Source organism: Granulicella mallensis (assembly GCF_014203225.1).
Classification (GTDB): Bacteria; Acidobacteriota; Terriglobia; order Terriglobales; family Acidobacteriaceae; genus Granulicella; species Granulicella mallensis_A.
In genome coordinates, this window is record NZ_JACHIO010000016.1 from 1 (window position 1) to 12,910 (window position 12,910).

At 58.2% G+C, this 12,910-nt stretch carries 8 protein-coding genes; 2 read left to right on the forward strand and 6 right to left on the reverse strand.

Translation table 11 applies throughout. The features are described 5' to 3' along the window. Positions 1–236: 236 nt before the first annotated feature. The 3 genes from HDF15_RS17745 to HDF15_RS17755 form a co-directional block, all read right to left on the reverse strand. Positions 237–1,070 carry a hypothetical protein gene (locus HDF15_RS17745; RefSeq protein ID WP_184257922.1) on the reverse strand — a complete coding sequence of 278 codons (834 nt, stop codon included), beginning with the start codon at positions 1,068–1,070 and terminating at the stop codon, positions 237–239. 203 nt (positions 1,071–1,273) lie between these two features. Next, positions 1,274–2,767 carry an outer membrane beta-barrel protein gene (locus tag HDF15_RS17750; RefSeq protein ID WP_184257924.1) on the reverse strand — a complete coding sequence of 498 codons (1,494 nt, stop codon included), beginning with the start codon at positions 2,765–2,767 and terminating at the stop codon, positions 1,274–1,276. A 197-nt stretch (positions 2,768–2,964) separates the two neighbouring features. After that, a complete protein-coding gene (locus HDF15_RS17755) occupies positions 2,965–6,357 on the reverse strand; it encodes a TonB-dependent receptor (protein WP_409254883.1) in 3,393 nt (1,130 codons plus the stop codon). 748 nt (positions 6,358–7,105) lie between these two features. On the opposite strand from HDF15_RS17755, the gene HDF15_RS17760 reads away from it, so the two are divergent. Then, positions 7,106–7,597 (forward strand): SRPBCC family protein, encoded by a 492-nt coding sequence (locus HDF15_RS17760; RefSeq protein ID WP_184257928.1) that lies wholly within the window; start codon positions 7,106–7,108, stop codon positions 7,595–7,597. 401 nt (positions 7,598–7,998) lie between these two features. Continuing rightward, positions 7,999–8,841, forward strand: a complete 843-nt coding sequence (gene prmC / locus HDF15_RS17765) for a peptide chain release factor N(5)-glutamine methyltransferase (protein ID WP_184257930.1) — start codon at positions 7,999–8,001, stop codon at positions 8,839–8,841. A gap of 370 nt (positions 8,842–9,211) precedes the next feature. On the opposite strand, the gene HDF15_RS17770 is transcribed toward prmC, so the two are convergent. The 3 genes from HDF15_RS17770 to HDF15_RS17780 all read right to left on the reverse strand — a co-directional run bounded on the left by HDF15_RS17770 (position 9,212) and on the right by HDF15_RS17780 (position 12,858). Then, positions 9,212–9,709, reverse strand: a complete 498-nt coding sequence (locus HDF15_RS17770) for a DUF4126 domain-containing protein (RefSeq protein WP_184257932.1) — start codon at positions 9,707–9,709, stop codon at positions 9,212–9,214. Between the two features lie 209 nt (positions 9,710–9,918). After that, a complete protein-coding gene (gene glyA, locus HDF15_RS17775; RefSeq protein WP_184257934.1) occupies positions 9,919–11,181 on the reverse strand; it encodes a serine hydroxymethyltransferase in 1,263 nt (420 codons plus the stop codon). Positions 11,182–11,655: 474 nt separating this feature from the next. Further along, a complete protein-coding gene (locus HDF15_RS17780) occupies positions 11,656–12,858 on the reverse strand; it encodes a S9 family peptidase (RefSeq protein WP_184257936.1) in 1,203 nt (400 codons plus the stop codon). Between the last annotated feature and the right edge of the window lie 52 nt (positions 12,859–12,910).

Below are 12,910 nucleotides of genomic sequence, written 5' to 3' on the forward strand. Positions count from 1 at the left end.
CTACGTGGGTCTGCATGGCGTATCTTCCTCCGGATGGATTATCTGTGCCTCGAGCACGTACCAGGAAGGTACGCCGCTCTTCATACCATCTGAGCCGTAGGCTCAGGACCCCAGCAAGCGCAAGTACGCGCTCGCCGGGGACCCCGGTACGGCTCAGGATGACGGCGAAAAACGGGCAACAGCGACAGCCACGGCCACGGCGACCGGGGAAACTCAGCCTTCGTTCCCAACCGGCTTCAGCGCAGCAGCAGGGCCGCTGCCTGCGGGACCGTAATGTTCTGATCCAGAACCTTGAAGTCACGCCGCCGGAGATCGAGGTTGTAATCGATCGTCTTGAAGAGCGCCGCCTTCCCGCGGACCTCCGTAGCGACATGCAGCGTGTGCCAGCGCCCATCGACGATCTGACGGTCGCTGACGAAGGTCGTTCCGGTATGCACATTCGCCAACAGGCCGAAGCCGATACCGACGTCCTGGATCAGGTGGAACTCAAGGTGAATCAGCCGCAGGTCATGGGCGTCGATGGCGATCCGGCCAGCCATGCCATGCAGAATCCGCTCCTCAATGCCACTGGGCGAGTACTGCATGTTCGGGTGGAAGTCCATGTACCAGACGCCCTGTTGCAGACGAACGTTGTCGAAGGTGTAGTCACGGGGCAGGACGTCGAGCATCTCGCGCGCACGCTTCTCTTCGTTGCGGGTGTTCTGCTCGTGGTGGATGAACTCTTCGGGATGCTCCTGGATGCGAGTCAGACGTGCGCGCTCCCGCTGGACTCGATCCGCGGAGAGGGGCTTACCGTCCTCGGCCAGCAAAAGACGAACACGGCCAGCGTAGGTCTCCACCACACGCTCCGCCCACAGATGCCCGCCGGTACGGTCCGAATTCTCGTTGGAGATGTACTCGTAGCGCGCATGATCGTTCGAGGCTTCGCGCTCGTTGGCGATCATCGTCTTCACGAGCTGCAACGGCGTCTGAGGTCCCGAGGTCTGCGCGGTGAGTGCGCCTCCAGACCCCACACCCAGCAGGGTAGCTGCCATCGTCACCATGCCCAACATACGCCGAGCAGTCATCATCTTGACCGCAGTGTAGCGCTCTGCGCCTGCGCAGGATGTTTCAATTGTGTAAGAAGATTGTCAGTAGGAGCGAAATGCAGCTTTTCCTGTTGGAATCTCTTTGAAAGCTGAAGAGATCCAGCGGTTTTGCGGTTGCCTCTAATGAGACAAGCCCAGGCTTTTTAGCCTGGGCTTGTCTCAGAAATAAAGCCATTGCGGACTGGCTAAAACTTATAGATCACGTCCATACCCGCAAAGAACTGGTTCCGCGCCGTGCCGTTGTTATAGCCCAGGTGGTCCCACGAGTGGTCGAAACGAATCTCCGGCCGCAGCATGATCGTGCTGCCGATGTACTTCGTCGCATACAACGTGTTCTCCGTATACTTGCCGGCGATACCGGTACGCTGGCCCTTCTTGTCGTCGAGAAAGTCCGAGCGGAAACCGAACATCAGCTTCGAGTTCACTTCGCGGTTGATGTAGTTCACCACCGCATACTCCGGGGCATTGCAGGACGGCTCGTTGGGAGCGCAGAAGGCACCGTTAGCGCCAAGCTCCGTCGGCGCGGGATTAGCCACATTGCCGGCCACGTTGGGCACGTCGCGCTCATACATGTACCAGGCCTCAGTCGCCATGTGCCACTTCGCGTTGAACTTGTGGTACCAGGTGCCGTCGTAGTCCTGCAGGTTGTTGTACGCGTACTTGCCGTCGTTGATACCGTTGGCGCAGGCATAGAAGTTGTCGTGATTGCTGCTGGTCGAGTAGTCGAGACACGCAATGATCGAAGGCTTGCGATCGTCCGACCATGGCGCAACGTCATGTCCTGCCGAAAGCCCCAACTGCACGATCCACTGCTTGTTCAGCTTCAGCGTGCCGATAATGCCGGTATCGGTAAAGGGGTCGATCGTATAGAGCAGCGAGTGCGTCATGTTGTAGTTGTTCGGTGCGAGTTGCGCTTCGATGCCAGGCACAGAAAGAAAACGTCCGATTCGGATATTCAGTCCATCCTTCACCGGGAAGTACAGATCGGCATACTCCAACACGGGATCGAAGCCATAGCGACGATTCTTCTGCAGCAACTGCTGACTGAGGTAGTCCTTCGCCGTGGTGAAGCGATAGTCGATGCCGTAGAACGCCGTAAGGTGATAGCCGAAGTCGAAGTGTGTCGTCTGCACCGTATCCGGCAGGCGCTCGAGGTAGACCACCGCCTGGTTGAGTTCGATGCGGTTGGGGAAGATGTCGTACGAGACGGGGAAGTTATTCGTGCCCGACGTGCTGACATTGAAGCTTGGCGCGACCCAGCCATAGATCTTGGTGCGGCTGTTCTGCAGCTTGAGCGCGGTCATCAGCGGATAGACGTTGCCGTCAGGAGCACCGATGTCCGGCGAGCCGCCGTAACCCCAGTCCGTGTTTGGAAAGGGCGACGAGTCGAGTGGCGCTTCGAGGGCGCGGCGCGCTGGTGCTGGGCCGGAGGGCAGTTTTCCTGTCCAGTCATCGGCATAGAAGCGGCCTAGCCGCTGAAAGAAGTTGCCGCTTTGCAGCTCAGCCTGGTGTTGGGCAGCGGTATCGGCGGCTGCCTGCAGAAGGGCCGCGGAAGCAGTGGCATACGGCTGAAGATTCCCCTCGGGAATCTCCGTGGCGCGTGCGTAAGGATTAACACTAAAAGCAAGTAGGGCGGTTACAAAAACGAGTTTTGTAAATCGCGGGGCCTGGTCTCTCATACCTCTCCGATGGCGACTGCAGCCCAAAGCGTTCGGGTGCAGATGCGCCATCGACAAGGGTAGCTAGGTACGCATAAAGAAAAGATAAAGGATTGATAAAGAATATTTAGAGGCTGGCTGGTATCGGGCGGGTCGGAATGACATCTCTGCATCCCGGCCCACCCGATACCAACCGCTCTTTCTTCTACAAGTGCTCCTTAGAACTCAAGCCGGAGAGCGACCTGGCCTGTACGGTTGCCGGCATTTTCCGCCGTCTGTTGTGCGTTCAGTACGCCAAACTGACCTTGTTCGCTGATGTTCGTCACTGGCGGTGCGAAGTTGGTGTGGTTCAGGATGTTGGTAAAGGTCGACTCGAAGCGGAGGTGCAAGTTATTCCGAATCTCGAAGACCTTAGCCAGACCTGCGCTCACTGCAATGGTGCCAGGCCCTTCAAGGCTTCCAACACCTGCATTACCGATGCGTCCTGCACCTACTGGTGTTGGGGCAAAGGCACATAGGTTGAATAACGTTCCGGGCGTCGGCTTGCAGCTTGGATTCGCTGCAATTACACCCATTTGACGAGGATTGCCAACCCGGTCAGGACGGACAATCGAACCGTCTCCAGCCGGATCCGTATTGGTCTGATCGTCGTTGACGCTGTCCGTCGGGGTCAAATAGGGTCCCGTTTCCAGCAACGTGATCGTGTTTACGTTCCAGCCACCGAGGATAGTGCTCAGGGCACGAGAGTCAGCCATCCACTGCCGGCCCTTGCCGAAGGGCAGCTCATACGAACCCGTGACCAGCAGACGCTGACGGCGCGTTCCAACCACATTGCCGTTGTTGGCACTGATGTCGAAACGATTCAGGTCCGCAAGGCCGTAGCGAGTCTCGCCCTGGAACGTAGTAGGAGCATCGCCCTGGCCGTCGCTGACGTTATGCGCCCAGGTATAGTTCGCCTGGTAGGACAGCCCGCGCGACGTTTTGTGCGAAGCTTCTAACTCCAGCGCCTGATAATCCTGGAAACCCAGATTCTCTGTAGAGAAGATGACTCCCCAGTTCTGGAAAGGAGCATTGGCAAAGTTGTAGGGCGTCGAGCTGGGCTTTGTCTGATTCAAATTTACGGTAACGGGGAGGCGGTAGGAGTTCATACCTACGTAGCTCACACGAACCGAAGTATAGGAGGTAAGCTCGCGCTCAACCGTAAGGTTCCACTGTTCCGACTGGGCATCGCGATAGTGTGGATCGGTAGCCTGTTCGAGTTCACCACCACCAAACTGCAGACCTGCATTCGGCGGTGTAACGTGCGGAAAGGTGAAGATAGGCATACCTGTCGGCTTGCCGTTGGCTCCAGTGGGGTTATTTTGCCAGGTGTTCACAACAGCCTGCGGGTTGCTTTCGTTGTTGTTCTGAAGCTGACCGAGGGCAGTTACCGTGAAGATACCAAAGCCGGCGCGAATCACCGTCTTATTGTCGCTGAAGGGACGATAGGCCAGGCTGATGCGCGGATCGAAGTTCTTGAAGTATGTCTGCCGGAGACCTGTGGCCAGGCCATCCTGCTGATTGGTGACTACCGGAGTGCAGGTAGCAGGGTTGTAGTTAGGATTGACATTAGCCAAGCCACAAGCATTGAACGATGCCAGGAAGGCTGGAGCTGGCCCAAGTCCATTCAACAGGATGTTGTTGACGATGATGGCACCCTGGCCATTCGCACCTACACCAGCATAGTTCGGGTCGAAGTTAGCCTGGATTCCGTTCTTGTCGACAAAGGGGGGAAGCAGTTCCCAACGGAGACCGTAGCTGATGGTCAGGCGATCGCTTGCCTGCCATTGGTCCTGGGCATAGACACCTGTCTGCATTCCACCTGCATCGTCACGTGGTCCTGTAACGGCAAAGTAAGTCGTATTAGGAGCACCCAGCAATAAATCGCCGAAGGCATTTCCCGTAAAAGCACCTTGATTGAAGGTAAATAAACCGTAGTCGTCAGAAGGGGTCTCGATCTCCGGCACGGCAAAGCGCACCCAGCGAATATCTACACCGGCACGCATGGTGTGCTTGCCCTTGCTATAGGTCAGATTATCCGCAAGCTGCTTGGTTGTAGATTGCGTGGGACCAACGTGGTCTCTGCCAATCGAAGTGAAACCGGTCCCATCCGAAAATACGATGGTGGGAAAGCCCTGGTCGGTCGGGTGGTTTGAAACATTGACGCCCTGGTTGCCATTGACCTGAATATTCAAGCCCTGAATAGCGGCCGCACCCTCAATGGGGAAGTTCGGAGACAGGATCGTATCCGTGAAACCATAACGGAATTCATTCAACAACTGGCTGCTGATGATGTAGTTATGAGAAACCAGGAAGCTACGGTCATGCTCCGTATCGACATCGTTCGGCAACAGCGGATTTACAGTATTTACCGTAAGGTTCTTCCGATTGAACCGAGCATAGACCTGCTGCTTGGAAGTAATAACCTGGTCGACACGAGCATCGAAGCCATCTGTATTGGATGGGATCGGAACGAGCGTCTGATAGTTGAAACCATTACCGGCCGGATCGTTCGGCAAAGGATAATACTGGTTCAGGAGTGCCGAGGCAAAGGGACTGACCGGAATATTCGTGTTTGCCGGATAGGGTTGCCCCGTCGCCGGATTGTTCAGCGTCTGACCGAACTCCGACAGATTACCTGCTCGTTCGAGCGCGTCAGGCACGGTATACTGCTCTGCCTGCGAAGTCCGTCTCCGGTTACCTTCATAGTCGAAAAAGAAGAACGTCTTATCGTGGCCGTTATAAAGATGCGGAATAATGACCGGGCCGCCGATGCTGCCGCCAAAGGTATTGAAGTGCTTGGGTGCCTTCTCCGTAAAGTTCAGTACGCGGGCGTCGAGGGCGTCGTTCTGAAGATATTCGAAGACATTTCCATGAAAATTATTCGTTCCGCCCTTACTGGTGAAGGTTACGTCGGCCACCTGGGAGAACTCTGCATTGTTATTGAAAGCTGTGACCTTGAGCTCGCCGATACCTTCAGGCGAAGGATAAGGATTGGTTCCAGCAGCGCTGTTGAAGATATTCGCCGTCGAAATACCGTCGACCGAGAATCCGATCTGGTTTGCGGTTGCGCCACCGATGGCGACGTTGCCCGAGCTGTCCTGCTGCACGTTCGGAGAGGTCTCTAACGAAGCGAGCGGGCTGGTAGTCGAGGCACGGAAGTTGAGTGGTAACTGGCCGATCTCGGCGGTTCCCTTCGAATCGCCAATGATTCCGTTTTCCGTGTTGATATGGTTGGCCGAGGTGGTTACTTGAACTTCAGTTACCTGTGTCGCAACAGGCATCGTGAGAGTAATACGAAGGTCCTGGCGGGCTGCAATGGTAATACCGTTGACCGTCGTTTCAGCGAAACCCTCGTGCTGTCCGCGAATGGTATATCTGCCGGCAAGGACGTTCTCGAGGGTATAGCTTCCGGTGTTATCGGTCTTCGCGACACGGTCGGTATTTTTATCGATGTCATGCAGTGTGATCTGCGTGTCCGGCACGGCGGCGCCGGTGTTATCCAGGGCAAGTCCGCGAATGCTTCCGAAGGTGGACTGTGCAGTTGCCTGGGGGGAGGCCATGAAGAGCATCCCGAACAGAATAACGAGGGCGCTCAATAAATGGCGCTGCTTGAATACTAATTTACGAAGTGAAAAGGAATTTGATTGATCCCTTTTGCGCGAGATTTCTACCTGATGCTCCAACAAGATTACTGCCTCCAAATGCAAACACAACAAAGAATGCGAAACTACCGGCGAAGCGGGTTGTATGGCTCCTCTAGACGAGGCCATGGGGGTTCTCCAATCTGTCAGCACGACTGACGGCGTATGTCTTATGAAAGCCCCGCAGCCATAATGGCGGCATAATGAAATCCAAAAAACACATATGGTTTACTTATGAATTCTTAATTCGCTTATGAGTTCTTTATGTCTTCAAAAAACGGCTGGCCTCTTGGCTTTGTTAGGGCGATTTAATAAATGCTTCCCCAAGAGCTAAGGGCAACAGTTGGACTAGCTTTGCTTTTCTGGTTTGTCATTCCGAGCGCAGCGAGCGAACCTGCTGTCTCCCGTTCTTCGTTCCTATCGCCCAGAAGCACGTGGGCTAGAACGGAAGATCGGGTTAAACGGACGCATAACGTTTGTGGTGGCACGGGCAAAAAACGGGAGACAGCAGGTTCGCTCGCTACGCTCGGAATGACAACCAGAAAAACAAAGGCAACAGCAAGGGCAAAGACGTAGCGTCGCCCCTGTGGGGCTTAACGTTGTCCCCAGTCTCCGGAGCGCGTGTCCAACACCGGACTCTTTCCGAAGACGAGTCCGGGCAGCTACCATCGGGCACATGGTGCAATTGCGCGAAGTCACGGTGATCGCCGCTCCCCTTGAACGCGTCTTCGATCTCGCGCGTTCCATCGAAGTGCATCTGCTGGACAACATTCATTTTGGAGAACAAGCTACGGCGGACACTCCCACAGGGCTTCACGGCATGGGCGAACAGGTGACGTGGCACGCACGGCACTTCTTTGTGCGGCAGACTTTGGTCAGCCTGATTACGGCGTTCGACTCGCCGCGCTACTTTCAGGACACCATGCTGCGCGGAGCGTTTCGCTCCATGCAGCATGACCATTTCTTTCGCAAGGTTCAGCCCGCAGATGACGGCTCGCCGCGTACCGAGATGACGGATGAGTTTCGCTTTGCCGCGCCAATATTGGAAGGTGGCCTGCTGGCTGAGTTCTTCGTGCTGCGCCGTTATATGCGCAACCTCTTGCGGGAGCGCAATGCGGTCATCAAGCGGGTTGCGGAATCGGATGAGTGGCGACGTTATGTGCCGTAAACAGGTGCGTGTCTTGAACGATGTGGGAACAGGCACAAGACTAAACCCGAAGGGGCGACGCCATCCCAGCCCTGGGCTCAGAGGTGAAAGGAAGATAGAGGGCTGAAAGCCCGACCTATCGGTAATACCCGGATAGATCGGGCTTTCAGCCCTCTACTCTTCGGAATGGCTTATACCCAGGGCTACGCCCTGGGCTGGGATAGCGTCGCCCCTTCAGGGCTTAGTTCTGTGCCCACACTGCTTCCATCAACACCCCACAGATCATGCGAACGGGAAGCAGATTCCCTTCGGGAATGACAACCAGAAAAGCAAAATCAACGACAGATGCCGCGGCCACCCGGCACCCCGCACCGATTCTTCGCCTTCACACCTAACCCGCTCATCTATCCTTGAGCTATCTCATGACGCTTCGTGACGCCCTCGCCGAAACCTCCGCCCGCATCCTCCGCCGCGATGCCGAGACGCTGCTCGCGCATGTGCTCGGACGTCCCCGGGCGTGGCTCCTCGCGCACCCCGAGGAAGAGCTCGAGGCCGCGCAGGCGGAGACCTTTCTCGGACTTGCAGCCCGCCGCGCCATGGGCGAACCTCTGCAATATCTGACCGGAGTCCAGGAGTTCTACGGCCTGTCATTGCGGGTGACACCGGAGGTACTGATTCCCCGCCCCGAGACCGAACACCTGGTCGAAGCCGTTCTCCTCTGGGCGACGCAGTTTCACGATGGCCGCATGCTGCGAATAGCCGATGTCGGAACCGGTTCAGGCGCTATTGCCATCGCCCTGGCTACGCATCTCGCAGGAGTCGCGCTTGTGGCCATCGATCAATCCGAGGGAGCGCTTGCCGTCGCCGAAGAGAACGCGCACGCCCTGGGATGCAGAGAACGCATCACCTTCCTGCGCAACGATCTACTCAAAGACCTGAGCAGTGCTCTTCCCCACTATCCGCCGTTCGATGCCATCGTCTCCAACCCTCCGTACATCCCCCTTGGCGATGCCGCGACGATGCAAATTGAAGTGGTGCAGCATGAGCCTCACAGCGCCCTCTTTGCAGGTGACGACGGGCTTGCGATCTACCAGCGCCTGATCCCCCAGGCCCATGCCGCCCTGCGCTCCTGCGGGCTGCTCGCCATGGAGATCGGGTTCGGACAGCGGGCAGCACTGGAGGAGTTGCTCGCGGACTGGAGCAACGTGCGCTTCGTGGACGACTATGCGGGCATTCCGCGGATTGTGCTGGCCGAGCGGGTTTAGAAGTGCTCGGCATAAAACACCCACGGTGAAATCGCGCTAGTGTAATGGGCTCTTAATTCGTCGAAGAATGAGAGGTCCAATGGGCGCGAAGCGCAGACCGTGACGCTTTGGCGTCGCGGGACGGAGGGAGCCGTAGCCTTTAGGCTACGGAATAAGGGGCTGGCAGGAATCGGGCTTTAGCCCCGGGCCTTTTGTTCGCAGCCGAAAGAAGGCCCGGGCCTAAAGGCCACACCTTTGCCACACCTGAATTCAGGGGCCTAAAGGCGATTGCCTCCCTTACCCTCCGTCTCCCTGACGCTAAAGCGTCAGGGAATGCGCTTCGCGCTGTGCCAAACAGGCGTTATCCTTCACCGATCTAGAAACTCAAGCGCTAGAAGAACGTGCGGGCGGCGGCTGCGGCTTCTTTGATATCCAGATGAATACGATGCGCGGCCACTACGGCAAAGATCAAGGCCAGAGCCGATTCTGCCAGGGCAACAGGAAGATCGCGGCCTACGCGCCGGGCCAGATACATACGCAGGTGATAGCCGCCATAGGTGCCGATGAGCGCGCCGATGCAGCAGAAGAGAATACCGCCTGCGAGCGGCTCCTGGAAGGAGGCTGCGACCATCGCACCCGCGAGTGCGGCAGCGATCAGCCGCGCGGACACGCCCAGAATCCTGGTGCGGCTGGACGTCTGCGGCAGCGTGTCGATGTAGTACTCGCTGAGCGCGCACAGCGTAAAGATGATCACGGAGACGATCTTCGCGGCCCAGAAGGTCCAGTTATCGACCGGCAGCAGGGCCAGGGCCATAAACCAGCAGAGCACGGCGAGCGGCGTCATCGTGCGCATGCCAGTGGCGATACCGAGAATGATGATCCAGAACATAGCGGCTCTCTTTGTAACAGTACAAAGGCTAACCCATATACCAAGAGAATGTAGCGCATAGGCTGGTGTGAAGTCAGCCCAAACAGTAAAGGGCCCCGCATTTGGTGGTGCCACCACAAAATGCGGGGGTCCTTCGGCTACGCCTCAGGATGACGGCGAAAAACAAACAACAGCAACGACAAAAACAAGCAACGGAAGAGGCTGAAAGCCTACGCGCGCAGCCAGCCGTATAGCGGGAACTGCTCCGCCAGCTCGCCCACCTGGCCCCGAATCTCGGCCAGCCTGGCGGCGTCGGAGCGGTGCTCGAGCGCGGTGGCGATCCACTTGGCGATCGTCCGCATCTGCTCTTCCTTCATGCCGCGCGTGGTGAGCGCCGGGGTGCCCAGGCGAATGCCGCTCGGCTTCATCGGAGGGTTGGTGTCGAAGGGGATCGCGTTCTTGTTGACCGTGATGCCCGCCTCGCCCAGAGCGGACTCGGCCTCAGAGCCGAGGATGCCCTTCGCGAAGACGTCCACGAGAATGAGGTGCGTATCCGTGCCGCCCGAGACGATGCGGAAGCCTTCGGCCTGCATGGCCTCACCCAGCGCCTTGGCGTTGGCGATGGTCTGCTTCGCATAGGTCGAGAACTCCGGCTGCAACGCCTCATTGAAGGCCACAGCCTTGGCCGCGACGATGTGCATCAACGGACCGCCCTGCTGGCCGGGGAAGACGCTGCGGTCGACGGCGGCGGCGAACTCAGCCTGGCAGAGGATCAGGCCGGCACGCGGTCCGCGCAGTGTCTTGTGGGTCGTCGTGGTGACGATGTGGGCGTGCGGCACGGGCGACGGATGCGCTCCACCGGCGACGAGGCCGGCGAAGTGCGCCATGTCCACGACGAAGTACGCGCCGACCTTATCGGCGATCTGGCGCATGCGCGCGAAGTCGAACTGGCGCGGATAGGCGGAACCGCCGCCGATGATCATCTTCGGCTTCTCGGCGATGGCCTGCGCTTCGAGTTCGTCATAGTCGACGACCTCGGTGTCCTTGCGAACCTTGTAGCCCGCCACCTTGTAGAGCTTGCCGCTGAAGTTCAGCTTGTGCCCGTGGGTCAGGTGTCCGCCGTTGGCGAGGTCCAGGCCCAAAATGGTGTCGCCAGGCTGGATCAGCGCCATGTAGGCGGCGGCGTTGGCCTGCGAGCCGGAGTGCGGCTGCACGTTGGCATGATCCGCACCAAACAGCCGCTTGGCGCGGTCGCGGGCCAGGTTCTCGACGACGTCGGCGAACTCGCAGCCACCGTAGTAGCGCTTGCCGGGGTAGCCCTCGGCGTACTTGTTGGTGAAGACGGTACCGGCGGCTTCGAGCACGGCGCGTGAGACAAAGTTTTCGCTGGCAATCATCTCGAGGCCGTCATGCTGACGCACGACCTCGTTCTCAATCTGGGCTGCAATGTCAGGGTCGGCGACCGCAAGCGGTGCGTTCAGGTCGATAGGCATTTGTTAATTTTACGCTGGTTCGTGGGTGCCATTCGCTGGCGTTCTGGTGGTTTTGAAGGGGCGGGGCTTCACAGGCTGCGGAAAAGTCCGCGCTTTGATCTTTAGGGCCAAAGGCCCGTTTCATACCAGCCTGGGGTGAAGCAAACCCGAGTCAGCACGCGACAGCGTGATGGCTCGGGAAGCGTAGCCCCAGGTTCTGTGGAGGAGAAGAAGTTGAGGGCTGTAAGCCCGACTCATCTTTCTGTGCAGGCACTATGAATCGGGCTTACAGCCCTCTGCTTTCCCTTTGGCTCCTTACCTGGGGCTACGCTTGCAGCGAGCGAAAACCGCTCGCTGCTGCGCTTCACCCCAGGCTGGGATGAAACGGGCCCTTGGTCCTAAAGATCAGGACTTTCTTGCTATCGTGACTTTTCCGCAGCCTGTGTAAGTCCCACCGCTTCAAAGGACACGGCCTGAGATAGGCGTCAGCTCTGGTTACTTCCCCTGCCCCAACTGCTTGAACGTTCTCCACACAAACGACCCGAGATACCAGCCGTCGAGGTATTTGTACGGCGTCTCGCCCGTGGTGTAGTGGCCGCAGGGCAGCACCTTGGAGGTGTACTCGATCTGGTGGGCGTCGAAGGACTTCAGGACCTCCAGCGAGAACTCGCGCACGAACGTCAGGTCGTACGTCGCGTGGACGACCAGGGTATGCCGGGGTGTCGCCGCGAACTGCGCCATGTACGACATCGGGCTGACGGCAAGAAACATCTGCCGAACCTGGTCCTGCGTGAGTCCTGCATGCTCGAACGAGGAACGAATGTGGCGTGTGCTCTGCCCCGTCCAGACGACATCGCCGAACCACGTCGACGCGTAGTTGAACGCACAGACCTGAATGCGCGGGTCCATCGCCGCGGCGATGAACGCGTAGCAACTGCCGAGACTCGTGCCCAGCACGCCGATCTGTTCGTAGCCCTCGGACTGCAGCCAGTCGATGCAACTGCGAATATCCACAACAGCCTGGCGGCAGGCGGACATGGTGCGCCCGATGTTCGAGCTGACCGCATAGTCGGAGCGCTCGAGCTCCAGCGGGCGGCGGACGTCATGGTACGGCTTCGACAGCCGCAGGCAGGAGATGCCGAAGCGATTGAACATCGTGCAGAAGGCATTGTGCGAGAAGGCATCGGCGTTCCACTGCGGCATGACGATCATCGCCTGCTTTGGCCTACGCTCTCCTGATCCCTTCTTCTTGTTACCCGTCTCCGCCGGATACCAGCGCGCATTGACCATATCGTTCTCGGGATAAGGTGTGCGCACGGCTGAGGTAAAGCGCAGGAAGGGCTCGCGGCGCAGCTCGCCGACCTCAGCCTGGCGCTGGTACTCGCGCTCCTGTTCGAGCGTCTCAGGACGAACGTTGGTGGGAAAGAGTTCGGGGTAGCGCTGCTCGATGCGGAAGTCGGTGGGTGTGGCGTAGTCGAAGAAGCTGTGCGGATCGGCAGCGATACGTGCGTTGAGTGCGGTCATCGCCGCCAGCGGGGTGAGTTCACCCGAGGCGACTTTTTGCTCGGCCTCTTCGCCGCCAAAATCGGCAAGATAGTCGAAGCCCCACTCCAGCGGACGCTCGATGCGGTTTTGATCGCGCGTGGTGAGCGCGGTCTCCCATGCGTACATCCACTTGGCGTAAAGCTGAGAAAGCATGGTTCCAGTTTATCGTTCCGGCGGGTGTAGAAGGAGGCCCTTGCAGTATTCG

Bases quoted from the DNA above. Each gene is read 5' to 3' on its own strand.
- HDF15_RS17750 (WP_184257924.1), bottom strand. From the start codon at position 2,767: ATGAGAGACCAGGCCCCGCGATTTACAAAACTCGTTTTTGTAACCGCC.
- HDF15_RS17755 (WP_409254883.1), bottom strand. From the start codon at position 6,357: ATGCTCTTCATGGCCTCCCCCCAGGCAACTGCACAGTCCACCTTCGGA.
- glyA (WP_184257934.1), bottom strand. From the start codon at position 11,181: ATGCCTATCGACCTGAACGCACCGCTTGCGGTCGCCGACCCTGACATT.
- HDF15_RS17770 (WP_184257932.1), bottom strand. From the start codon at position 9,709: ATGTTCTGGATCATCATTCTCGGTATCGCCACTGGCATGCGCACGATG.
- HDF15_RS17745 (WP_184257922.1), bottom strand. From the start codon at position 1,070: ATGATGACTGCTCGGCGTATGTTGGGCATGGTGACGATGGCAGCTACC.
- HDF15_RS17780 (WP_184257936.1), bottom strand. From the start codon at position 12,858: ATGCTTTCTCAGCTTTACGCCAAGTGGATGTACGCATGGGAGACCGCG.
- HDF15_RS17760 (WP_184257928.1), top strand. From the start codon at position 7,106: ATGGTGCAATTGCGCGAAGTCACGGTGATCGCCGCTCCCCTTGAACGC.
- prmC (WP_184257930.1), top strand. From the start codon at position 7,999: ATGACGCTTCGTGACGCCCTCGCCGAAACCTCCGCCCGCATCCTCCGC.